Source organism: Promicromonospora umidemergens (assembly GCF_024171995.1).
Lineage (GTDB): Bacteria > Actinomycetota > Actinomycetes > Actinomycetales > Cellulomonadaceae > Promicromonospora > Promicromonospora umidemergens.
In genome coordinates, this window is sequence record NZ_JAMTCT010000005.1 from 1 (window position 1) to 24,041 (window position 24,041).

At 68.7% G+C, this 24,041-nt stretch carries 18 protein-coding genes; 9 read left to right on the forward strand and 9 right to left on the reverse strand.

Going from position 1 to position 24,041, the window contains the following annotated elements; genetic code table 11:
- Positions 1–123: 123 nt before the first annotated feature.
- Positions 124–1,119 (forward strand): dTDP-glucose 4,6-dehydratase, encoded by a 996-nt coding sequence (gene rfbB / locus APR04_RS10190; protein ID WP_253870486.1) that lies wholly within the window; start codon positions 124–126, stop codon positions 1,117–1,119.
- Positions 1,120–1,278: 159 nt separating this feature from the next.
- On the opposite strand, the gene APR04_RS10195 is transcribed toward rfbB, so the two are convergent.
- Positions 1,279–1,893: a dTDP-4-dehydrorhamnose 3,5-epimerase family protein gene (locus tag APR04_RS10195; RefSeq protein WP_253869730.1), complete on the reverse strand. Its 615-nt coding sequence runs from the start codon at positions 1,891–1,893 to the stop codon at positions 1,279–1,281.
- A gap of 41 nt (positions 1,894–1,934) precedes the next feature.
- On the opposite strand from APR04_RS10195, the gene rfbD reads away from it, so the two are divergent.
- Complete coding sequence (gene rfbD, locus APR04_RS10200; protein ID WP_308292339.1) at positions 1,935–2,825, forward strand: dTDP-4-dehydrorhamnose reductase; 891 nt, start codon at positions 1,935–1,937, stop codon at positions 2,823–2,825.
- Between the two features lie 21 nt (positions 2,826–2,846).
- On the opposite strand, the gene rfbA is transcribed toward rfbD, so the two are convergent.
- The gene (gene rfbA, locus APR04_RS10205; RefSeq protein WP_253869731.1) at positions 2,847–3,710 is read right to left on the reverse strand and encodes a glucose-1-phosphate thymidylyltransferase RfbA; all 864 of its coding nucleotides are present in this window, start codon (positions 3,708–3,710) and stop codon (positions 2,847–2,849) included.
- 108 nt (positions 3,711–3,818) lie between these two features.
- Here rfbA and APR04_RS10210 point away from each other — a divergent pair, with 108 nt between their 5' ends.
- From APR04_RS10210 to wecC, 3 genes are all read left to right on the forward strand, one after another.
- Positions 3,819–4,046, forward strand: a complete 228-nt coding sequence (locus APR04_RS10210) for a hypothetical protein (protein ID WP_253869733.1) — start codon at positions 3,819–3,821, stop codon at positions 4,044–4,046.
- A 364-nt stretch (positions 4,047–4,410) separates the two neighbouring features.
- Positions 4,411–6,219: a glycosyltransferase family protein gene (locus tag APR04_RS10215; RefSeq protein ID WP_253870488.1), complete on the forward strand. Its 1,809-nt coding sequence runs from the start codon at positions 4,411–4,413 to the stop codon at positions 6,217–6,219.
- 11 nt (positions 6,220–6,230) lie between these two features.
- Positions 6,231–7,484: a UDP-N-acetyl-D-mannosamine dehydrogenase gene (gene wecC, locus APR04_RS10220; protein WP_253869735.1), complete on the forward strand. Its 1,254-nt coding sequence runs from the start codon at positions 6,231–6,233 to the stop codon at positions 7,482–7,484.
- A 21-nt stretch (positions 7,485–7,505) separates the two neighbouring features.
- On the opposite strand, the gene APR04_RS10225 is transcribed toward wecC, so the two are convergent.
- Positions 7,506–9,938, reverse strand: coding sequence for a polysaccharide lyase 8 family protein (locus tag APR04_RS10225; protein WP_253869737.1), 2,433 nt, complete (start codon positions 9,936–9,938; stop codon positions 7,506–7,508).
- A gap of 275 nt (positions 9,939–10,213) precedes the next feature.
- Here APR04_RS10225 and APR04_RS10230 point away from each other — a divergent pair, with 275 nt between their 5' ends.
- The 4 genes from APR04_RS10230 to APR04_RS10245 are packed head-to-tail and all read left to right on the forward strand — an operon-like array spanning position 10,214 to position 17,789.
- Entirely contained in the window at positions 10,214–13,153 is a 2,940-nt protein-coding gene (locus tag APR04_RS10230; RefSeq protein ID WP_301312350.1) for a glycosyltransferase family 2 protein, read from the forward strand.
- 1 nt (position 13,154) lies between these two features.
- A complete protein-coding gene (locus tag APR04_RS10235; RefSeq protein WP_253869741.1) occupies positions 13,155–14,672 on the forward strand; it encodes a polysaccharide pyruvyl transferase family protein in 1,518 nt (505 codons plus the stop codon).
- Position 14,673: 1 nt separating this feature from the next.
- A complete protein-coding gene (locus APR04_RS10240) occupies positions 14,674–15,735 on the forward strand; it encodes a glycosyltransferase (protein WP_253869742.1) in 1,062 nt (353 codons plus the stop codon).
- 29 nt (positions 15,736–15,764) lie between these two features.
- On the forward strand, positions 15,765–17,789 hold the full coding sequence (locus APR04_RS10245; protein WP_253869744.1) for a hypothetical protein: 2,025 nt from the start codon (positions 15,765–15,767) through the stop codon (positions 17,787–17,789).
- Between the two features lie 48 nt (positions 17,790–17,837).
- Here APR04_RS10245 and APR04_RS10250 read toward each other — a convergent pair whose 3' ends face one another.
- Genes APR04_RS10250 through wecB form a run of 6 tightly spaced genes read right to left on the reverse strand, consistent with a single transcriptional unit; the run spans position 17,838 to position 24,033 of the window.
- On the reverse strand, positions 17,838–18,617 hold the full coding sequence (locus APR04_RS10250; RefSeq protein ID WP_253869746.1) for a hypothetical protein: 780 nt from the start codon (positions 18,615–18,617) through the stop codon (positions 17,838–17,840).
- Positions 18,614–19,675: a GSCFA domain-containing protein gene (locus tag APR04_RS10255; RefSeq protein WP_253869748.1), complete on the reverse strand. Its 1,062-nt coding sequence runs from the start codon at positions 19,673–19,675 to the stop codon at positions 18,614–18,616. Before APR04_RS10255 ends, APR04_RS10250 begins: the two co-directional genes overlap by 4 nt.
- A gap of 3 nt (positions 19,676–19,678) precedes the next feature.
- Positions 19,679–20,500, reverse strand: coding sequence for a hypothetical protein (locus tag APR04_RS10260; RefSeq protein WP_253869751.1), 822 nt, complete (start codon positions 20,498–20,500; stop codon positions 19,679–19,681).
- On the reverse strand, positions 20,472–21,149 hold the full coding sequence (locus APR04_RS10265; RefSeq protein WP_253869753.1) for a sulfotransferase: 678 nt from the start codon (positions 21,147–21,149) through the stop codon (positions 20,472–20,474). Before APR04_RS10265 ends, APR04_RS10260 begins: the two co-directional genes overlap by 29 nt.
- A gap of 5 nt (positions 21,150–21,154) precedes the next feature.
- Positions 21,155–22,858 (reverse strand): DUF6270 domain-containing protein, encoded by a 1,704-nt coding sequence (locus APR04_RS10270; RefSeq protein ID WP_253869756.1) that lies wholly within the window; start codon positions 22,856–22,858, stop codon positions 21,155–21,157.
- Complete coding sequence (gene wecB, locus APR04_RS10275) at positions 22,855–24,033, reverse strand: non-hydrolyzing UDP-N-acetylglucosamine 2-epimerase (RefSeq protein ID WP_253870489.1); 1,179 nt, start codon at positions 24,031–24,033, stop codon at positions 22,855–22,857. The genes APR04_RS10270 and wecB overlap by 4 nt, the downstream gene beginning before the upstream one ends.
- Positions 24,034–24,041: the final 8 nt, after the last annotated feature.

Genomic DNA, 24,041 nt, shown 5'->3' on the forward strand with positions numbered 1-24,041 from the left:
CCCGCGCCGACGTCATCATCGCCAACCGCCGCACCGAAGCCCTCGACGACGTCGCCGACAAGGTCTACACCCGCGACATCTACGGCCGCGACTGAACCGGTGTCCTACCGCGAGGAGAAGGCGATGCAGGTCCTGGTCACCGGCGGCGCCGGTTTCATCGGCGCGAACTTCGTCCAGCAGACGGTGCGAGAGCGTCCCGACGTGCGGGTCACGGTGCTCGACGCGCTCACGTACGCGGGTGACCGGTCCTCGCTCGACTCCGTCGCCGACCGCGTGGAGCTGGTCGAGGGCTCGGTCACCGACGCGCCGCTCGTGGACCGGCTCGTGGGGGAGTCGGACCTGGTGGTCCACTTCGCGGCGGAGTCGCACAACGACAACTCGCTGAACGACCCCTCACCGTTCGTGCAGACCAACCTGGTGGGTACGTTCACGCTGCTGGAGGCGGTACGCAAGCACGGGGCGCGGTTCCACCACATCTCGACGGACGAGGTCTACGGCGACCTCCCGCTGGACGCCTCCGAGCGGTTCACCCCCGAGACCCCGTACAACCCGTCGTCGCCGTACTCGTCGACGAAGGCCGGCTCCGACCTGCTGGTCCGGGCCTGGGTGCGGTCCTTCGGGGTACAGGCCACGATCTCGAACTGCTCCAACAACTACGGGCCCTACCAGCACATCGAGAAGTTCATCCCGCGTCAGGTCACCAACCTGATCGACGGCGTCCGCCCCCGGCTGTACGGCGCGGGCCTCAACGTGCGCGACTGGATCCACGTCGAGGACCACAACTCGGCGGTCTGGAGCATCATCGAGAAGGGCCAGGTCGGCGAGACCTATCTGATCGGGGCCGACGGCGAGACCAGCAACCTCGACGTCGTGCGGACCCTGCTGGAGATCTTCGGGCGGGACGCGGACGACTTCGACCACGTGACCGACCGCGCCGGGCACGACCTGCGCTATGCGATCGACGCCTCGCGGCTGCGCACGGAGCTCGGCTGGACGCCGCGGTACACGGACTTCCGTGCGGGGCTGGAGGCGACCGTGAGCTGGTACCGCGAGAACGAGGCCTGGTGGAGAGGGGCGAAGGCGCTGACCGAGGCCAAGTACTTGGCTTCGGGGCAGTAGTTCCTGGTTGGGTCCGGCCGGAGGCGAGGGTAGTGTGCGCGCCGCCTCGCTCACGGGCCCCAGGGGGCCCTCCGCTACGGCTTTACGGCGGCGCGCACACTACCCTCGCCCCCGGCCTCGCGGTCAGGCTGCCTCGGGCGGGGACGTGCTTGGCCTCAGTCAGTGCCTGGTCGCTAGGTAGGCGTTGACCTGGTCCTGGGTGGGGAGGAGGCCCTGATCTCTTGCGTCGGCGAGGGTGGGGGCCGCCTCGTCCTTCTCCGACAGGAGCGGGGTCAGGGGGCTGCCGTCGCGGGCGGTGGTGGGCCAGGCGATGGCCAGGTCCGGGTCGAGGGGGTGGATGCCGTGCTCGCGGCCCGGCGCGTAGCCGGACGAGCACAGGTACAGCACCGTCGAGCCGTCCTCGAGGGACATGAAGGCGTGGCCAAGGCCTTCCGACAGGTAGACGGCGCGCCGGTCGGTGTCGTCGAGCAGCACGGCGTCCCACGTGCCGTAGGTGGGTGAGCCGACCCGGATGTCGACGACGACGTCGAGCACGGCCCCCTTGGCGCACATGACGTACTTGGCCTGGCTGGGCGGGACGTCCGCGAAGTGGATGCCGCGGAGCACCCCGGCGGCCGACACGGAGCAGTTGGCCTGCTGCAGGTCGAACGAGTGCCCGACGGCGTCGGCGAACGGGCCGGCCTTGAACGCCTCGAAGAAGAGGCCGCGCGGGTCGCCGAACTGCTGAGGGGTGATCTCGAACGCGCCGGGCACGGTCAGCTCGCGGTACTTCATGGGGCTCCTCCGGGGATCGGGCGTGGCCATAGGATCCTAGGGTGGCTGAGGATCTCGGAGCGACCAGGACGCAGGGTACGGCGGGGCGATGGCTCGTGGTGGGTGCCGCCGGAATGCTCGGGCAGGACGTGCTCACGGCGGCCGTGGACGCCGGGCACCAGGTGACCGGCATCGGGCGGAGCGACCTGGACATCACCGACGCCGGGGCGACGCGAGCCGCGGTGGCGGGCTACGACGTCGTCGTCAACTGTGCGGCCTGGACGGCGGTGGACGACGCGGAGACGCACGAGCCAGAGGCCTTCGCCGTCAACGCGACCGGTGCCGCGAACCTTGCCCGCGCCGCTGCGGCAGCGGGTGCGCGGCTGGTCCACGTGTCTACGGACTACGTGTTCGACGGCAGGGCGACCGAGCCCTACCCGGAGGACGCTCCGGTCGAGCCACGTTCGGCCTACGGCCGGACCAAGGCCGCCGGCGAGCGGGCTGTGCGTGCGGAGGCGCCGGACGCCGTCGTGGTGCGGACCGCGTGGCTGTACGGGGCCGGCGGGCGTTGCTTCCCCAGGACCATCGCGCGTGTCGCGGGCGAGCGGGACCGGCTGAGCGTCGTCGATGACCAGACCGGGCAGCCCACCTGGACCGCCGATCTGGCGGACCTCATCGTGCGGCTCGTCGGGGCGGAGGCTCCCGGCGGCATCTACCACGGCACGTCATCGGGTCAGGTGACCTGGTGCGGCTTCGCGCGCGAGGTGGTCGCGGCGTCCGGTCAGGTGACGCCCGTCGACCCGACGACGAGCGCCGCCTACCAGCTCCCCGCGCCGCGGCCCGTCTACTCGGTGCTCGGGCACGACCGGCTCCGCGAGGTCGGCGTCAGGCCGATCGGCGACTGGGCCGAGCGCTGGAAGGTGGCGGCGCCGACGGTGCTGGCGCTGTCGTAGAGCGTCGGTGACCCGAGCCCGTCAGTCGTCCAGCAGGCTCAGCAGGTAGCTGCCGTAGCCGGACTTGATGAGGGTCTCTGCGCGGGCGCGCAGGTCGTCGTCGGTCAGGAATCCACGTCGCCAGGAGACCTCCTCGGGGGAACCGATCTTCAGGCCCTGGCGGAGCTCGACCGTGCGCACGTAGTCCGAGGCCTCCAGCAGCGAGTCGAAGGTTCCGGTGTCGAGCCAGGCCGTACCTCGCGGCAGCACCTCGACCTGGAGCCGTCCCTGGCTCAGGTACTCGGCGTTCACGTCGGTGATCTCGTACTCGCCACGGGCCGATGGCTTGAGGTCCTTCGCGATGGTGACCACATCGTTGTCGTAGAAGTACAGGCCCGGCACGGCATAGTTCGACTTGGGCCGGGCGGGCTTCTCCTCCAGCGACAGGGCGCGGCCGTGCTCGTCGAACTCGACCACCCCGTACGCGGTGGGATTGGCGACGCGGTAGGCGAAGACGGCGCCGCCGTCGATGTCGGCGAAGCGGGTGAGCCTCGTGCCCAGGCCAGGACCGTAGAAGATGTTGTCGCCAAGGACGAGGGCCGCGGTCTCGTTGCCGAGGAACTCCTCGCCGAGCACGAAGGCCTGCGCGAGCCCGTTGGGCGTCGGCTGTGTCGTGTAGCTGATCGAGATGCCGAACTGTGAACCGTCCCCGAGCAGCCGCTGGAACTGATCCGCGTCGTGTGGTGTGGTGATGACGAGGACATCGCTGATCCCGGCCAGGATCAGTGTCGACAGCGGGTAGTAGATCATCGGCTTGTCGTAGACCGGCACGAGCTGCTTGCTGATGCCCTGGGTGATCGGGTGCAGTCGCGTGCCCGAGCCTCCCGCGAGAATGATTCCGCGCATGGCCCGGATCTTTCCATGGTTCGGTAGCCGGCGGATCGGCAGCGGGTGAATGAGGGGGTGATCTCCGGTCAAGGGTGATGCGGCAGGGGTATCGGGGACGGTAAATACATGGATATGCATCAGTCCCACGGGGGCACCGACCTCCTCCCAGCGCCGGAGCCTTCCGAGCCCGAGCCCGAGCCGCGCCCCGGACGCCGCGCGCGTCGTCCCAAAGGGTTCGTGGTGGTGCTCGTCGCCGCTGCTCTGGTGCTCCTGTGCGCCAACGGGGCCGTGTCCTACCTCGGCCACCGCATCTCGCTCGACGAGCAGACGGCGCGCGTCGAGCCCTTGCCCTGACATCGACCTGGAGACCGGCACGGCGGACCCGGACGACATCAGCGGGGTCGCCCAGCGCCTTCCCTCATGAGCAGCCATGGTGTCACCCGGGTGAACTCGGCCGTTTTCACCCGCATCTGGCATTTGCTGGGTAAATGCCGCTTGTAGCATGAGACCATCAACGGCGCATCCCGATCGTCCGGCACCTCCATTGCGCGCCTGGCGGGGTGCCTTTCTCTTCCAGGGCTCTCGGGCAGACAGGGACATTCTTGCCGTGAAGGATCGTGCGCCAGGCGTGGTGCGTCAGTTTCGTCGCGCGGCGTGGCACCTCCGGCAGGGCGGGCCTGAGCAGCTGCGCACGTTCCTGCGCCGGCAGCGGGTGCCCATGGCGGTGCAGACCGGTGGAGCACGGCTGACGAAGAACGGCCTGACGTTCGATCCGTGGCCGGCTCGTCCCACGTCCGGCACCGCGACCGGGGGCACGGTCGCCTCCGGCCGGCGAGACCTGCGCGTCGGCGTCATCCTGGACGACTTCTCCCGCCTGGCCTTCGCCTCCGAGTGGGACCAGGTGGACCTGACCCCGAAGAGCTGGCGTGACGAGCTCACGGAGGGTCTGGACCTGCTGTTCGTGGAGTCGGCCTGGAACGGCAACGGCGGCGCCTGGCAGTACCACCTGACGGGGACGTCGGCCCCGCGTCCGGCGTTCGTCGAGCTCGTCGAGGCCTGCCGCGCCGCCGGCGTACCCACGGTGTTCTGGAACAAGGAAGACCCGGTCCACTTCGACGACTTCCTCGACGCGGCCCGGCTGTTCGACCGTGTCTACACCACGGACGTCGATCGGCTGCCTGCCTATACCGAGGCGCTCGGTCATGACCGGGTGGGCGTGCTGGAGTTCGCCGCGCAGCCCGCCGTCCACAATCCCGTCCGGCTGCATGGGCGCGGGCCGGAACGTGACGTCGCGTTCGCGGGCATGTACTTCGCGCACAAGTACCCGGAGCGGCGCGAGCAGATGGACCTGCTGCTCGGTGCGGCGCTGGACGTGTCGCCAAGGATGGAGCACGGCCTGGACATCTTCAGCCGGTTCCGTGGCAAGGACCAGAAGTACCAGTTCCCCGCGCCGCTGGACGGCCGCGTCGTCGGCTCGCTGGACTACGACCGCATGCTGACCGCGTACCGGGAGTACAAGGTCTTCCTCAACGTGAACTCCGTGGTCGGCTCGCCGTCGATGTGCGCACGGCGGATCTTCGAGATCACCGCCAGCGGCACGCCCGTCGTCTCGACGCCGAGCGCCGCGGTGGGGGAGTACTTCCCGCCCGACGAGGTCTTCGTCGCGAGCACCCGCGAGACCGCCGCGCACACGATCCGTGCGCTCGTGCGCTCCCCGGAGCTGCGCGACCACGCCGTGCACAAGGGCCAGCGCCGCATCTGGCGAGAGCACACCTACGGCGCCCGGTCGCAGAAGGTGCTGCACGACGCCGGGCTGGTCGCGTCTCCCGTCGTCCCGCGGCCGAGCGTGACCGCGATGGTCTCCACGAATCGGCCGCACCAGCTCGAGCACGTGCTGGCGGTGCTCGGTGCTCAGGAGGGCGTCGAGCTGCAGGTCGCGCTGCTGACGCACGGCTTCGACGTGGACGGCGCCGACCTGCGGGCGCGGGCCAAGGCAGCCGGCGTCGAGCGCCTCGAGCTGCTGTCGGCACCGTCTGACGTGCCGCTGGGCTCCTGCCTGAACCTGCTGCTGGAGGCGGCCGACGGCGACGTCGTGGCCAAGATCGACGACGACGACCTCTACGGCCCGCACTACCTGTCCGACCAGCTCTACGCCATGGCGTACTCCGGCGCGGACGTGGTGGGCAAGCAGGCGCACTACATGCACCTCGAGGGCCCGGACACGACGATCCTGCGGTTCGCGGACCGCGAGCACCGGTACACCGACCGCGTGATGGGTCCGACGATCGTCGCCGGGCGCGAGACCGCCGCCTCCGTGCGCTTCCGTGCGCTGGCGCGGGGCGAGGACACCGCGTTCCTCGAGGACCTTGTCGAGGCCGGCGGGACGCTCTACTCCGCCGACCGGTTCAATTTTGTCCAGGTCCGGTCCGCCGCAGGCGGGCACTCCTGGGATGTAGCCGATGCCGAGCTGCTCGCGAGCGGCGAGGTCAAGTTCTACGGGCGTGCGGCGACGCACGTCCTCTTCTGAGGCGGGGAAACATGGGGATCAGCACTGTCGGCGTGATCGGGCTCGGGTACATCGGACTCCCGACCGCGGCGATCCTTGCGGCGAACGGCGTCGCGGTGACGGGTGTGGACGTGAGTCCGACGACCGTCACCGCGGTGAACCGTGGCGAAGTGCCTTTCGTCGAGCCAGACCTGGCGGGATACGTCGCGGAAGGGGTGTCGTCCGGGAAGCTTCGTGCGGTGGCAGCGCCCGAGCCTGCCGACGCGTACATCGTGGCCGTTCCCACGCCCTTCATGGGCGACCACAAGCCCGACCTCTCTTACATCAGGTCCGCTGCGGAGGCGATCGCGCCCACGCTGCGGGGTGGTGAGCTGGTGATCCTGGAGTCCACGTCGCCGCCCGGGACGACGCGGCACATGGCGGACTGGATCCTGGCCGAGCGTCCTGACCTCAGCCTTGACGGCTCGGGCGGGCGGCCGGTCATCTATGTCGCGCACTGCCCGGAACGGGTGCTGCCAGGACGGATCATGGTCGAGCTCGTGACGAACGACCGGATCGTGGGCGGCATCACTCCGGAGGCCGCACAGCGGGCACGGGACCTGTACCAGGTGTTCTGCCAGGGCGAGATCCTGCTGACGGACGCCGCGACGGCCGAGGCAGCCAAGCTGGTGGAGAACTCGTTCAGGGACGTGAACATCGCCTTCGCGAACGAGCTGTCGCTGGTCGCGGACAAGCTCGGCATCGACGTCTGGGAGCTCATCCGGCTCGCCAACCACCATCCGCGGGTCAACATCCTGCAGCCCGGTCCGGGCGTCGGCGGGCACTGCATCGCCGTGGACCCGTGGTTCCTCGTGGACGCGGCGCCCGAGGAGGCACGCCTGATCCGGACGGCGCGCGAGGTCAACGACGCGAAGCCGCGCTGGGTGCTGCACAAGGTGCTCGACGCCGTCGCCGGGATCGAGTCGCCGGTGGTCGCCGCCTACGGGCTGGCGTTCAAGCCGAACATCGACGACCTGCGGGAGTCGCCAGCGGTCGAGATCGTCCGCGACATGGCCGCGACGTTCCCCCAGGCGAAGGTGCTGGTGGTCGAGCCGCACGTCGATTCGTTGCCGGCCGAGCTCGAGGGGTTCGACAACGTCCGGCTGGTCGAGGCAGAGGAAGCCCTCGAGGCGGGCGACGTCCAGGTGCTGCTCGTCGACCACGCGGCGTTCCGTGGCCTGTCCGGCAGGCTGGTGGAGCAGCGGCTGGTGGACACGCGTGGGATGACGGCGGCAGGGCGCGTCTGACCAGGAGCGATGGCTGGACGGTCAGGCGGGTTCGAGGACAGCGGAAACGGTCTGTCCACGCGCGTCCAACAGGTCGACGACCAGCGTCGAGGTGGCCTGGTCGGGCTGTACCTGGATCCGGGGGTCCGCCGTGATCACCCGACGGATGCGGTGGTCGAGCCCGATCCGGATCGTGCCCTGCACGGTCTGACTGGGGTCGCTGATCGCCACGGAGAGCCTGCTCTCGTCGCGGACGACTATCACGGACACCCTGGTACGTGCCGTGATGCCACCGACCGACTGCTCGTCCGTCGACCCGAAGCTGGCCGCTACCGTGTTTCCCTTGCGGACAGCCTGGAGCCCGAGCGTGTTGGAGAGGATGGTCACCGGGGGGCTCGCCGCGTAGCCGCTGACCGTCTCGGGTGATGCGCCCGGCAGCAGGACGTAGGCGTACCGGTCGCCCTGCGGCCCGCGACCGTGGTCGATGCAGAGCGTCAGGTAGTCGCGCCGGATCTCGCCGGGAAAGTCGAATGCCGGGTCCTGGTTGATGTCGGACCAGCGCCCGATCCGTGACTCCCGCGACGCGCGTACGCGCGCATCCGTCAGGAAGACGTAGCCGATGTCGGATCCCTCGACGGGACCCGTGAGGTGCGCCCAGCCCGGGCGGTCGAACGACCTGTTCATCGGCCCGGTCCCGAGACTGGCAGCGTCGACGAGGAACGGCTGGGACACGTCGGTGGAGAGCTTGCGGTTCTCGACGACCGTCTCGACGGCGCGGCCGGCAGGAGCGGTGATACCGGAGCCGAGCGCCACGATCTCGTCCCCGAGCAGGAACCAGGTCTTCCGGCCCGTCACGGTGGCGGGTGAGTCGACGGGAGTGCGGAACGCCATGGTGGCGAGCCCGAGGTGGCCGAGCGAGACACCACCGACCAGGGCGACCGCGGCGAGCGCCTCCGCGTTGCTCCCGTCCGGAGGGCTTCCTGTGGGCACCGTCGTACCCGGGATGCGCGTGGCGTCCACCGTCGGCCAGTAGCCGTCGTCGAACTGGGCGAGGTCGTCGTCGTACAGGTACGTCGCTCCGCTGCCGGTCCACCAGCCGTGCAAGTTCTCGCTGTTGATCGCCTCATAGGTCGCGATCCGAGACGACGACATGGCGATCGCGAAGGTGAAGCCCGGGCGCCGGTGCACCACGCGATCCATCGCGGCGAAGACCCTGGTTCCTCCTTCGGGGGGCGCGGCAAGTGTTTCAGAACGCAGCAGACGACGGGCAGCTGTGACAGCGGGCACGTTGTTGATGCCGAGGAAGGGTGTGAGCGTGTCCTGCTCGATGAGGTGGCGCGTGATGCCCGCCAGGACGCCCCGTCGTTCCGGCGGTGCGAGCTCGCCGAGTGCGAGGAACGCGCTCATCGCCACATGGCAAGCATTGTGCTCGGTGGCCGACCGCCGCGAGATCTCCCGGCCGCGTACGGGACTGAGCAAGGCCCCCTTGTGCAGCCACGGCGCCACGCCGTCGACTGCGAAGTCCAGGAGAAAGTCGAACTTTCCGCTGTCGACCTGCCAGGGCGAACCGTGCAGCAGCTCGACGAGGCGCACAGAGCTCCTGAGGAACGAGGTTCCGTACCCACCGGTGTACGGATGATTCTTGTGCTGGATGAACGAACCGTCGGGGTGGACGCCGTCGCCTGACGTCACGGTGTGGAGGGCACGCTGCAGACCTTCGCGAGCCATGTCGAGCTTGGCACCCTCATCGAGGAGGATCGCGCGCTCTGCCACCACCTGAGCGGTCCACACCAGGTTAGCCCCTGCCTTCGACGGCGCCGGCGTGAATGAGTCGACGGTGGCCAGGTACCGTTCGAGAAGGTCTCTTGCCAGGTCGTCGCGCAGCAGCAGGCAGATCGAAGTCAGCGCGAGCGGTACGCTGATCTCCCGGTCGTACCAGTTCTCGTCCTGGGCGGCTCCAAAGCTTTCATAGCGCTCGTGCAGCAGGTCGAGACTGCCGAGGAGGCTGGATCGCAGGCCGGGATCGCGGTACATCGTGGTGCCGGCCGTCCCGTAGGCAAGGACGACGGAGCTGAGGCGGTCCGCCGTGTGGCGCAGTGCGATGGCGCGGTCGCGGCCCGTGCCGTCGAGCGGAAGATCCGGCCAGAGGCCCGTCCGGTCTCCGCGGGGGGACATGTCGGCTCGGGCGTTCCGGGCCGCGGCATCGACGCCGTCGACCGCCCGGGCGTTCTCGGGCACGGACAGATCGATGTCACCGCCGGTGAGCTGGGTGTACCAGCGGCCGCGCAACCGTGCGTACGGGGTCGTCCCGTGGGCCTCGGCGGGTGGTGCCAGGCTCCTCGTGGGACCTGCCTCGCTCTGGCGCAGAGACGTCACACCGACACCAGCGACGACGACGAAACCACCCACCAGCAGCAGCTGCCGGCGACCAAGAATCATGCGGCGGTGGGGCTTCTCGTCATCGGTGGGGTGCATCAACGTGCGAGGATACCCGGGGCTCGGGGCGTTCAGGTCTCGGCGAGCACGCAGTCACCCGACATCCGGGTGAATTGGCCGTTCTTCGCCCGCGAACCGTGCTTGCGAGCACCGCCCAGCCACTAACCTCGTGCGGAGCCGGACCAGCCTGCAAAGTTCGATAGCGTTCGGCTGGTCGAAACCGGGGAAGCGCTCGAGTGCGGCGATGTCCAGGTGTTGCCGGTGCCATACGGCCTTCCGCGGCCTGGACCCAGAACGGAAGCAGGAGAATCTTGATGGGGACTCCCGGATCACGGGACGAGCAGACACCGCTCTTGTCGGTCGTAGTGCCGGTCTACGGGGTGGAGAAGTACCTGGACGACTGCTTGAACAGTATCGTCCGTCAGGGGATCTCGCAGGAGATCATCGTGGTCGTCGACGCGTCGCCAGACCGTTCGGTCGTCGTCGCGCGGGAGTTCGAGGCTGCGTACGACGAGGTCAAGGTCGTGGAGCTGCCCGTGAACGTGGGGCTGGGCGCTGCTCGCAACGTCGGCCTCGGCCAGGCCAGGGGCAAGTACGTGACCTTCCCGGACAGCGACGACATCGTCGCGCCGGGGGCGTACGCGGCGCTCGTCGCCTCGCTCGAGCGGTCCGGGTCGGACTTCGCGACCGCTTACGCGGACGAGTTCGGCGCGTCGGCGGGCCGTCGCCGGTACTGGACCACGCGGCCGGCGGTGTACGACACGGGAGCGGAAGGTGCGACCCTTGCCGACCTCCCCGAGCTGGTGTACGACCACACCGCCTGGACCAAGGTGTTCCGGCGGGAGTTCCTGCTGCGTGAGGACATCCGGTGGCCGGAGGCCACCAAGTGCGAGGACGTCGTGCCGTCGATGCGCGCCTATGCGAGGGCGACGGCTTTCGACGTGCTGCCCCTGTGCATGTACCTGTACCGCCGTCGGCCGGGGTCGATCACGACCGGGTTGGCGTCGTCCCGGACCATCCTGGAGTGGGCGGTCCAGGTCCGAGAAGCTCTCCGCGTGGTCAAGGGCGTCGACGTGCCCGAAGCGGTCCAGCTCTTCGTCGAGAAGGTGCTGCGTTACGAGGTCGCCTCGCGGATCAAGGCATTCGCCACGGTCGACGGCGAGGCACGGTCGATCGCTGAGACGCTCGTGGTGGAGCTGCTCGAGGCGAGCGACACCGACACCTTGCGCAGGGTCCCGGCCTCGACCCTGACGGCGGCACTGGAGCTCCTGGCCGGCCCCGGGCCGGACGTGCGGCACGACGGGCTGCCGGTGGCGCTGCTCGAGGTGCTGTGCCTGACGGCCGACGAGCCCGCCGTGGCCCAGCCCGCGTCCGAGCGCGTGACCCCCGGCTCCGCCCCGGCGCAGCAGGGGCCGATGGTCTCGGTGGTCATGCCGACGTTCGACGTCGACCCATGGGTCGACGCGTGCATCCGCTCCGTGCTGGAGCAGACGATGGGCGACCTCGAGCTGATCGTCGTGGACGACCACTCGACGGACGGCACGTGGGAGAAGGTCCTCGAATGGGCTCGCCGGGACCCCCGGGTGGTGCCGGTGCGCAACCCGGGCAGCGGAGGTGCGCAGGCCAGGAACGCGGGACTGGAGCTGGCCGCCGGCAGGTACGTCATCTTCTGCGACGGCGACGACCTCGTGCCGCGGCACGCCTACCGCTCGCTCCTGGACCTTGCGGAACGTAGCGGGGCCGAGGTGACCGTTGGCGGTTTCCAGCGGGTGTGGACCTCGTCGACCTGGAGCGACCCCAAGATGTACGGGTTGGACCGCCGGCTCGACCGGACGACGCTCGACCTCAACCCCCGTCTGATCCGAAACCGGACGTGCTGGAACAGGCTGATCCGCAGGGAGTTCTGGGTCGAGCACAAGCTGCACTTCCCGACCACGCCGCGCGGCAACGACATGCTCCCCATGACCGCGGCGATGCGACTCGCGCGGAGCATCGCCGTGACGCCGGAAGTGGTCTACCACTACCGTGCGCGGCCCGGTGGAAGCTCGATGACGGCGCGGCTCGGCGATGTGCGGTCGCTGATCGGCTACTTCGTGCAGGAACGGCTCTGTGCGGTGCTGGTGGCGGACGACGACAGGAGCGTGCTCGCACGCGAGTACTGGCATGCGGCGCTCGGCTCCGACGCCTGGGCGACGCTCGGGAAGCTGATGCAGGACGGGGTGGACCATCTTCCCAAGGACGACCGTGCGGCCGTGTCGGACGCCGTCGCCGGGCTCGTCTCCCTGGCACCCTTCGAGGCGCTGGAGCGGATCGGCGCGCGGCGCGCGCTGGTCTTTCACCTGGCCGCGCACGGTCACCTGGACCAGGCGCGCGTCGTCTGGGAACGCGAGGTCGGCAAGAGAGCCAGTGGCACGTCGGCCACGATCTCGGCACTGGCCGAGGCTCTCTCGACGGCCATGGCCGACGGGATCGACCGGCGCCTGGTCGGAAAGGTCTGGCGGGACGACGTGATGCGCCCGTTCATCGATGTGTCCCACGCCTGGGACGGCGAGCTCGCCGAACGCATGATGGTTCTCGCGGGCAGGATCGATCGAGAGGTCCCGGTACGTGCGACGGTCACCCCGGCGACGAGGGAGGTGCGCGTCGCGGAGGCCCTGCTGCAGGGGGAGCTGAACGACGTCTGGCGGGAGGCCCAGCGCAACCCGTACAAGTATCGGCCGAAATTCGCCGCCACGGTCGCGGGGGTGCGGGGCCGCGTGGTGCACCTCGAGGGAAGTGGGCCCGTCCGCTCAGGTGTGCGGGTGCTCCGTCTCGAGGCGCTCGGCTCAGTGGGCAAGCAGAGGGACGTGCACAGGCGGCGGCTCTTCGGCAAGGTAGCGGTGAACGAGACGGGATGGTCCGTCGACGCCGATCTCGCGGCCCTCGAGCCGGGGTACGACTGGCGGCTTCGAGTGATGGTCGAGGACGCGTTCGGCGAGCTGGAGCTGCCGCTCCGCATCGAATGGCCGGGTGGGGCCTCGGCGCTGAGCGTGGTCCGGCCCATGAGGCTCGCGGACGACCAGCAGATCGGGCTGCGCACGTTTGCCTCCGGAACCGCACGGGTCGCCACGGCTGCTCGCTGGCGCGGCGTCTGGGTCGGCCGTCGCGCCAGAAAGCTACGGGTCTACCGCGCCGTCGAGTGGCGCATCCTGCGCGCCCGCAAGATCCGCAAGAAGGCCGCACTGCAGAAGGCGTCTCGGAGGGACAGTGCCTGAGATGAACGACCAGATCACCCACCAGAACAATGTCGGTGCTGGAGAGGGAAGCCGGGCGATCACCCGCGTCGCGGGGGTACCGGTCGTGCACTGGAACCCCGTCCGCTCCGGTGCGCCGGTGGCGAACTTCGGCGACGTCCTCGGTCCGGCGATCGTGGCACGCCTGGTCGGGTCCGTCACGGGCGACGTGGCGTCCGACGCTCCGGCGCTCCTGTCGGTCGGATCGATCCTCCATCTCGCGCCGGAGCGGTCCGTCGTGTGGGGCTCCGGCTTGAACGGCAAGATGCTGGCGGCGACCAAGGACATCCCGGACGAGGTCGCCTTCCGCGCTGTTCGGGGCCCGCTGACGCGACGCTTCCTGTCCGGGCACGGATTCGACGTGCCAGAGGTCTACGGCGACCCGGTGCTCCTGCTGGCCGACGTCATGCCCGAGCTGCTCCGGGTGGGTCGCGCACCGGTACGGGACGTGCTCTTCGTGCCCAACTTCAACGACAAGGGCGACGTCTCCTCGGCGGTCGGTGAGCACGAGCTGGAGACGCTCGACCCACAGGGTCAGGTGGACTCGGTGCTCCTGCAGATCGCTTCGAGCCGGTTCGTGGTCAGCACGTCGCTGCACGCCGTCATCGTCGCGGAGGCGCTCGGGATCCCGGCACGTTTCGTGCGGTCCGCTCAGGAGCACCCGTTCAAGTACCGCGACTACCTCGCCGGCACGGGCCGGCCGTTCGAGCCGATCGCCGAGACGGTCGAGGAGGCGCTCGTGCTGGGAGGCCAGCCCGCCCCAGAGTTCGACGCGGACGCGCTGCTCGATACGTTCCCCTGGGAGCTGTGGTCGTCGGGCGACGGCGCGGCCTGGGAAGCGCCGCAGCGCGGGAGCATGAGCGCTGACGAGGGCGAGAAGGCCTGGCTCGCCGCCATGGAGGACCCTCGTGGCGAGGCGCTCGGCCGCGCGCGGACCGAGTACGAGAGCCGCCTGCGGGCCTTCACCGACGACGCCGCTCACGCCGGCGCCGCCGACCTGGCGGTCGACCGTCGGTGGTACTACGCCGAGGTCGCTGCCACGTCGCTGCCGACCGACCTCAGGAGCGTCGATGCGGCGGTGCGCACGTCCGACGTCGCGCGTATCGCGGAGGCCGCACGGCGCGTCAGCGACGGGCTGCGCGCCGTGGCCTACGCGGCGGTGCCCCGACCGCGGGGGACCGTGCTGAGCCTTGCGCTCCTGCTGGCCGACACACAGACACCGATCGCCGAGGTGCGGGTCACGAACGAGGAGCTCGGCGAGCAGGTCAGCGTGCCGCGCTACGTGCTGCCGTCCGGGACCACGCAGCTCGACCTCGACGTCGTGCTGCCGTCCACCTGGGGCGCTGTGGAGGCCACGCGGTGCGTCGTCTCGGTCGAGTACGACGACGGGACCGCCCGGACGACAGAGCTGGCCTGGTCCGACGGCCTGCCCCGGCTCGTGCCCGAACCAGCAGCGGCAAGGCCGTCGACCTTTGTCGGCGCCCTGGAACAGGAGCGATGACGTGGCCAGGATCAGCGTGTTTCCCTACTGGACCACGAACCCGTACCTGAACATGCTCTACATGGAGGCTCGTTCGCAGGGCTGGAGCGTCGGCGGCAAGTGGCGCTACCACGAGCTGCTGAGCGAGCTCGCGGCGCTCGAGGCCGGCGACATCATGCACATCCACTGGACCAGCCCGGTAGCCGAGAACGTGAGGAACGCAGCGGAGCTTCGATCGCGCATCGCGCGGCTCGACACCGCACTGGCCGACGCCCGTTCGCGTGATGTGAACGTCTTCTGGACCGTGCACAACACCATCTCCCACGACACGGGCTATCACGCCGAGGAGGTCGAGCTCGCGAAGGTGCTCGCCCGCCGGTCGTCGCGGATCGTCATCATCAACTCGGAGACCCCTCAGGCGGTGTCCGAGTACTACGAGCTCCCGGCCGAGAAGGTGCGCCGGGTCCGGCACGCGAGCTACTGGGGTGTCTACGAGCCGTCGCCAGGACGTCGAGCGGCGCGGAGGAGGATCGGCACCATACCGCCCGGCGACCTGGTCGTCGGGATCGTGGGTGGGATCCGTCCGTACAAGGGCGTCGGAGACCTGCTCAAGGCGGTGGGCCGGGTGGCCGAACGCAATCCACGGGTGTCGATGCTGCTGGCCGGTGGCACCACCGCCGAGGCCATGGCGGAGATCGAGGCGGCGATGCCGGGGAACGTCACGGTGCACCGCCGGCACGGACAGCTCACCGACGACGAGGTCGTCACCTGGGCCTCCGCCTGTGACGTGTTCGCACTGCCGTACACGCGGATCCTGAACTCGGGAAGCATGCTCCTTGCCGCGACGCTCGGCGTTCCCTGCGTGGTGCCGGGCGAGTCCCACCTGCTCGCGGACTACGGCGACGAGCAGTGGGTGGAGTTCTTCGATGTCGATGCGCCGTCGCGTGTGGACGCGCTGGCCGAGGCCATCGAACGCGGTCTCGACCGGCAGGACGGCGCCAGGGCACGTGCCGCCGAGCGGTTCGCGGTGTCCTACACGATGCACGACATGGCCGTGGACTTCGCGGAGCTGCTGCCGACATGACCGCACAAGAGCGCCGGCCGCATGGCGCGGTGAGCGAGATCGGGGCCCTGCCCCGGGGCACGACCGTGCTCCACATCGGCGCGCCCAAGACAGGCACGACATCTCTCCAGCAGTCGGCGGCCGGAGCGCGCACCCGGCTCCGCGAAGGCGGTGTCCTGTACCCGGGACAGCAGGAGAACCACCACCGGGTCGCGAGATCCTTGCTCGGCCACAGGCGGGAGCCCTGGCACGCGGATCTCGCGCCGGCCCACTGGGCGAAGCGCATCCTCAGTCAACTCACCGACAACGGCCTCGACTACGGTCTTGTGAGCAGCGAGACCTTTTCAACGGCGCGCGCACGCGACGTCGCACGGGTCCGGGAGGCGTTCCCGATGCCGACCCATGTGGTGCTGACTCTTCGGTCGCTGCCGGGGATGCTCCTGTCCATGTGGCAGCAACGAGTCAAGAACGGAGAGCCCGAGCTCCTCGAAGCCTGGCTGAACGATGCCTTCCGTGACTTGCCTATGCTTCACATGCCCGGCGCGGACGTCTTCGACGAGAGTGACGGCACGAACCTCGTGGGGCGATGGGCAGATGCCTTCGGCCCGGAGAACATGACCGTGGTTGTGCTCGATCCCACGGATCGTGACCACAATTTCCAGACGTTCGAAGACTTGCTCGCACAGCCGCGTGGAACGTTGGACCGAGTGAATGCCAACTCAGGCATGAACGCGATCGAGACTGAGTTCTTCAGGCGAGCCGCGGAGCGGATCACCCGCGAGACGGGGTCTTCCGTCCGACGAGAGCTTTTTCACGGCGGCGCGGTGAACGCCGTCATCTCGGAACGGTCTCGGCGGCCGGACGAGCCCGCGTTGCGTATGCCGGAATGGGCACGTGCACATGCCACGACCGCTGCCGTTCGCATCGCCGAACAGATCGAGTCCGCCGGCGTCAGGGTCGTCGGTGACGTGGCTGATCTTGCAGCGCCGGGAAGATTCGGTAACTCAGTGTCCCTCCCTGAGGAGATAGGGAGCGACCTCGCCCTGATCGCGGCCGGCGGCATCGCGCGACGCACTGCCCGGCTCCGGGAGGCGAAGGCGAAGGTCCGCACGACGCACGACGCTGATCGATCTAAGAGTTCCGGTGGCCTCTCCGACGCCGCAACGCTCCTGATCTCGGGAGCACCTGGTTCATGTGTCGACGCCGTGCGACGTGTGCTGACGAGGGGGAGCGCAGAGTTGCGGGAGAAGGGCGTCCGGTACTTCGACGGACTCGTGGCTCCTTCTGGGAACGGGCCGCACGTCCTCGTGTCGGAAACAGCGTGGTCCTACACGGCGGACGAGATCCGGGGACTACCTGGAGCTCAGGACGGGCGCTTGACAACAGTCGTGGTGGTGGAGGCGCCGGCGCTGCTCGCTGTGCGGTCGTGGCAGGACGAAGCCACCCGTGGGGCGGTACAGGACTTCGATGGCTATCTCGCCGAGCTTCTGTCGGGCACAGGAGTGCCCGTCGGCGGTCGCCCTGTCCTCGGTCACGACCCCGTCGGTCCGTGGGTGGAGGCGATCGGCGCCGAGAAGGTCATCGTCGTGGTGCCACCCGCACAGGACCACATGCTGCTCGCATCAGTGGTGGACGCGATAGTTTGCCGATCTGCCGGCCTGGTGACGCGCCTCGCAGCGGGGGAACGCACCGGAGATCGCAGGCTGAGTGCGACCGAGGCCGAGTTCCTCGCGGGCCTTAATGAGCACCTGACGAACGATGGAGGTCCCTACGACGTCGACGTGCGACGGATGCGATCATCGGCAGTGCGGCGACTTCTCGATGCACGGGTTGCCGGCGTCGGCGAGGGCGTGATCGGGGTCCCTGAGTGGGCACTCGGCCAGGTCCAGGCAGTCGGGAAGGTACTTGCTGACCGGATCGCCGCCTACGGTGTGCGCACGGAGGGTGACCTCGCGGATCTGGCTGCCGTACCCCTTCCGGAAACAGTTCGGACCGGTCGGTCGGAGCAGATCCCGAGCGAGCTCGGGCTGCAAGCTGTCATGGGCGTGTACGAGGGCGCTAAGTTCGTCGTTTAGCCTCTGACGGCGTCGTTGCTGGGGTGCGGTCTCGGGATGCGGGGGCGGTCAGGCCCCGATGCGGGCTACGTGTTCGGCGATCCGGGCGACCATGAGATCTCCGTACAGCTCGTTCGCGTGGATGCGGTCGGCCGCGCCGGCCTCCCGTACATTCTCGAACTCGGGTCGCAGGAAGCCGTCGGCGTCAGCAGTTCCGATGGGCGGCTCGATCAGCGCGAGACCTCGGTTGACGAGCCAGTCGCGCCACACTTCCCGCGCGAGCGAGTCAAGATGCTGCAGGAGCTCGGCTCGGTATCCGTCCTCGGCGATGGCTGGGTGATCGCGTCGGAGCGGGGGCCCGGAGATCGCGAACGTGGGAACGCCGAGAAAGGCGAGCCGTTCGTAGAGTTTCCGTGCGCCTCGGTGATCCCGCTCGAGCATCGCCCTGATCGCGTCGTCCGTGACAGGGGTGAGTCCGGCCCGCGCCAGATGAGTCGGCGCAAAGGTGAGCCACGTCGCGTCACGATAGAGCCGCCGCGAGGTGTTCGCGACGTTGCAGATTCCCCATGGACTGGTCGCGGGGACGGTCGTCTCGCCGGTCCATCCGGCAAGGTCCTGCTGGAAGCGTTGGTCGGTGAACTTGAGTGATCCCCGATCGACAGCACCGAACATGTTCGGTGTGAGCGTGTCCTTCGTGATACCTGTGAAGAAGATCCCGGCGTCACCGACTGTGAAGTGGCGTGGTGAGATCCCCTTGGCGCTGAGGTGTCGTGCACCGCCGGCGACGGACCGCCGCGCAGCCTCGGCGAGGCAGATGACGTGGGAGTTGCCCGCAATGTATGCCGTCATCGTCCGAAAGTCTCGAGGATCAGTTCGTCACAGACGACGTCGTCCGCAGTTTGCTCGGGCGTCGCCGGGGCCGCGGCTGCATCCGCCTCTCGAACAGGTTCTGGCTCACCGGCGTCGCCGTGCGCCGAGAAGAAGACGTCCATCACCTGTGCAACGCCTGCGGCGGAGACCGACCGCAGGTTGGGCTCGTAGGCCAGCGCGCGCATCGGGTGCGAGGACACGAGCTCATAAGAGGGGAAGTAGTCGACGTAGTCGTACGTGTCGTACAGCTCGCCGCACACAGCACGGAGGATCGACTTCGAGGCCACCGTGGCGGGAAGGACGTGGTGGCCAGAGGCCGTAGCGGTCAGCGGGACAGGTGACACCGTGACCAGGAACCGCATGGCCGGGTTGATCGACCGCGCGTAGGCGATGAAGGACTCGAAGTCCTCGAGCACCTGTCGGAACGTGAAGTTGATGAACCGGTGCTTGGCCTCGTCGAACTCGCCGTGGACCGTTCCTGGGCATGTCGGATAGATCGTGCCGTCCTCGATGTTCTCCCACGCCTCGGTCAGCCCGAACGTGAACACGAAGAGGTCGGTCTGGGCGAGGAGCGAGCTCACGGCCTTCAGATGCGCGTCACGGTGGATGCGGAGCTCCGCGAGGCTCGCGTACCCACGGGGCTCGATCGACGGGCGGTAAGGGTCGTAGAAGCGCTCGCCGTCGGTCCAGTACTCGTCGACGGGCGTGTGCTCGCCACGGGCCCGCGCGAAGGTCTGCACGAGCTGCCGCGCGCTGTAGATGTTCCCGTATCGGGCGGAGTAGATGCCGAAGCCGAACTTGCCGCGCGCCTCAGCGGGCAGGGCCGGTGGTGCCGGCTCGACGTCGATGAAACCGTACCCTCGCGTCTTGAACTGTTTGCCGATGTGCTGCGCGAAACAGCTTCCGGCAGCGGTGATCCGAGTCGACCGTGCGATCTCGAAGCGCGGCGTGTAGACGTCGGCGAGCTCCATCGCGTTGCGCTGCGCGACCGCCTGCTTCCAGAAGGCGCGGCTGGGGAGATCTTGGTAAGGATGCATTGGTCAGACTGCCTTTCGAGCGGCATTCACGTGTTGCGTGATCTCAGCGATGACCATGCGGCCGTATGCCGCGTTGCCGTGGGTGAAGTCCGGGGGCTGCGTGGCGCGGACGTGGTGCAGGTCCTCCCGCAGGAAGCCGTCGTCGTCGATCGTCTGGGCGGGCGGCTCGATCACAGCGATACCGCGCTCGTCCAACCACTCGTGCCAGAGCTCCCTGGCGAGAGCGTCGATGTAGAGCGCGAGGTCACGACCGTACTCGGTGCGAGCGGCAGGATGGTCGCGCCGAGGGGCGGGCGCGGAGATGGCGAAGAACTCCACGCCGACCTGCTTGAGCTGCTCGAAGAAGACTCGGACGCCGTGGTGGTCGCGCTCCACGATGGCACGCACGACGTCGTAGGAGAGGGGACTCGCTCCGGGGTGCGCCAGGTGCGAAGGTGCGTACTCCTGCCACATCGGCTTGCGGAAGATCCGCGAGTTGTTGTTGATGTTGCAGAAGCCCCAGAGACGCTCCGGGGATACATGAGGTGCCCCGGACAATCGATGAAACTGGCTTCTATAGTTCTGATCGATAGGCGCTACCCTCCCGTCGGCGACCCTGCTGAAGACGTAGGGTTCGATCTTTCCGCTGCCGAGCCGGACGAAGGAAAGCGTCGTTCCGTCGACCGTCCAACGCTTCTCCTCGCCACCCTTCGCCGAACTCGTCCGTGATGCGACCTCAGAGTTCTCGAGCGCGAGGAGCATGGATATGAGGTGAGAATTTCCAGCGATCCACGCACCGGGCGTGACCGCTGTGTTCTCAGTAGGAGTGCCTGCGAGTGAGGACATCATTCACGCGATCCTTGTCGAACGGCTCGCCGAGCCAGTCGAACAGGCTCTTGAGCGAGGTGGAGTCAGCGGTGTAGTCGTTGTAGTGCACCCGGTGGGTCCGGTCCGGGTAGGCGGCTTCGAGCTCGGCGAACTGGACCTCTGCGCGGTCGAGTATGGCGGGGCCGTTCTCGCGGTCCTTCCACCACTTGCTCGCGAGCACGTCGGCGTGGTCACGGGTATTGATGACGAACCGTGCTCGGGGGAAGAGGCGGATCAGGAAGTCGGCGTAGGCCCGCCAGTTGGAGTGAACCCACCGGATCTCCTTGAAACCAGTCACGCGGGTTCCCGCGGGGGGTTGCAGCAGAGATGCCAGGACGAGCGACCGCAACAGCGCGAGAGTCGTCTCGTCCGAGAACTGATGGATACCGAACCAGGGGTGCGACGGCGTGTCCGGCGACTTCTTCTTCGGATCGGTGTGCTCGCGATGCGCCTTGTCGAGCGTGTTGAAGTAGGCGAACAGGCTGTACAAGGAATCGCCGTTCTCGCCGCGGACCACGTAGCCGGGGATCGAGTTGAGGATCCCCTGGAGCAGGGTCGAACCGGATCGCCCGTACGTGACGATGAAGATACAACCGAGAGGGTCGCGCGCGGCGGCTGAGTCGTACACGGGCTCTACTTTCCTTCGGCGGTATATTGCTTGATGAGCCGACCGACGTTGTGCCACTTCGGCAGCTCGCGGCCGAGCACCTCTTCCATGAACCGGATGTCGTCCGCGTAGAGCGCGTAGAGTGCCGCGATCTCCTGAGCGGTGATGGGGCTCTGCTTCCTGAACTGCGGGAGCCAGCCCACGTTACCGACCTTGACCTTGGGCTTGAGCGCCCCCCAGAACTCCGGGCTGTCGCCGACCCGCAGGGCGTCGAGCGCCTCCTGCAGGTAGATGCGCGGACGATCGACGAGGTCGTCGAAGACGAGCACACGCAGGCGTTCTGGCCCGAGCGTACGGGCCCAGTGCTCGTAGTGCCGCCGGTAGAAGCCGCGGTCGATCACCCCGAACCGGACGGGGGTCTGGAAGATCCCGGCCGACAGTGCGATGTCGGCGTTCGAGAAGTAGTGCCAGTAGGCCGAGATCGCGCGTTCGACGGGGTTGCGCAGGCTGAGCAGGACGGGAGCGTTCGGGTCCAGCATGTCCCGGATCGCAGCAGCCGTGTCCTGCTTGCGCGGCGTCGAGAACCTGCTCTTGGGGTCGGGCACCCAGAAGTATCCCGGCGAACGGTGACCCTGCAGCGCCTTGTCGGCGCTGGCGAAAGGCTTGAGGAACTTGAGGATCTCGTCGTCCTTCGTGAGCCGCCCGGGCAGGCTGAAGAACGGAGCGGCCTCCTTGGCCACGTGGACGTGCGGATGCTGGTTGAGCTGGCGCTCCAACCACTGCGTCCCACCCCGCTGGGTGCCCGCGATGAGGAAGTTCGGCCCACCCTCCAGCCGGCGTAGCTGCGCGGCAGGGCTCGGCGCACCCCGCGCGGCGCCGGTCGCCGGCTCGTGGCCGGCGGCACGCTCACGTACCGCCGCCCTGGATCCGGTCGTCGCCGTCTGCGCCGGCAGGTCGGCCGTCAACGTCCGGGTAGCACCTGCCCCCCAGATCACCCGGCCCTCTGCACCGGTCAACCGCTTCACGATGTCCAGGTACACGCTCTCGGCGTAGTGGAAGGGCGCGTCCCCCCACGGATGATGCGGACCGGACAGGACCTCGGACGGATCGAGAGCGACCACGTGCGCACCCAGCGCCTGCGCCGCGACCTCCACGTAGGAGCGGAACGTCGGGTTCGCCTGGGCGGCGCTCACCCCGAACGAGCTGGGCGTCTGCTGCCCGCTCTCGGACCACTCCGCCCACGGGACGTCGAGGAGCGCGACGGCGACCTGCGGCATCGTGTTCCGGATGGCGTCGCCCAGCGCACGGACGGCTCCGGACCAGTACTCGTAGTGCTGTTGCGTACCGAACGCCAGATGGTGGGAGCCCTGCGGGAGCGAACGCTCCGTACCGGACTCGATGAGCTCGACGGAACGGGTCACCACGGTGCCGTCCGGCAACAGGTACGCACCGAGCCGCTCGTCGGTCAGGTCGATGAGCAGCACGTCGGTCCCGTTCGAGTGCTGCGCCAGCAACGGGCGCAGGCTCGACGCGAAGTCGCCGTCGACCATCCGCTGCTGGAAGCGGGACTCGAGCGTCGGCGGGGCCAGCAGCTCGACGGGACGGGTCGTGGCGCTGAGCGCCGACTGCCGCGCCACGTACTCCACGAGCTCGAACTGCTCGGGATCGAGATGCTCGAACGTGTCTCGCGACACGCACGAGCCGTAGATAAAGACCCTGGTCTTGCTCATGCCCCACCCTCTGCGGAAACTACCGTGAATTGTTCGTCCACCAGATCGAAGTCCGGGAGCACGTCGGGCAGCACGGGCGTGAGCATCCGTGCTGTCGCGTCCAGGACCCGTCCCGCGCTGTGCCCGTCACCGTACGGGTTGACGGCCTGCGCCATGGCGGCATAAGCCTTGTCGTTCGTCAGCAGCCGGTTCACCTCGGCGACGATGCGGTCCTCGCCGGTGCCGATCAGCCGGGCGGTGCCGGCCTCGACCGCCTCAGGACGCTCGGTGTTGTCCCGCATCACCAGCACCGGCTTGCCGAGGCTCGGCGCCTCCTCCTGGAGGCCGCCTGAGTCGGTGAGCACCACCGTGGACAGGGACAGCAGGTGCGTGAACTCGCCGTAGCCGAGCGGCTCGGTGACCGTCACGTTGGGCAGCCCCTCGAGGTGCGGCAGCACGGCGTCGCGCACCACCGGGTTGCGGTGCACCGGCAGGACGACCTCGGAGTCCGGGAACCGCCGGGCGATCCGCGCCAGCGCGCGGCCCACACCCTCCATGGCGTCGCCCCAGTTCTCCCGTCGGTGGGTCGTCACGAGCACGACCCGGCGGCCCGACGCCGCGACGCGGGCGAGCGCGGGGTCCGTGAACACCGTCCGGCGCTCCACGGCCAGGTAGAGGGCGTCGATGACGGTGTTGCCGGTCACGACGATGTCGTCGAGCGGGACGCCCTCTGCCACGAGGTTGGCGAGGCTCCGCAGGGTGGGAGCGAGGTGCAGCGCCGCGATCTGTGACGTGATCTTCCGGTTCGCCTCCTCCGGGAACGGCGACATGATGTCCCCGCTGCGCAGGCCGGCTTCGAGGTGGATCACCGGGATCTGCTGGTAGAAGGCGGCGAGCGCGGCGGCCGTCGAGGTCGACGTGTCCCCCTGCACGATGACGGCGTCGGGCCGGCGTGCCTTCAGGATCGGGTCGAGCCGCGTCATGACGCGAGCGAAGATCTGCCCAAGGGTCTGCCCGTGGCTCATGATGTCCAGGTCGTGGTCCGGCACGATCCCGAAGACGTCGTTGACCTGGTCGAGCATCTCCCGGTGCTGGCCGGTGACGACGGTCAGCGAGTCGAACCGGTCGTCGGCCTCGAGAGCCGCTACGACCGGGGCGACCTTGATGGCCTCCGGGCGGGTCCCGTAGACGGTCATGACAAGGG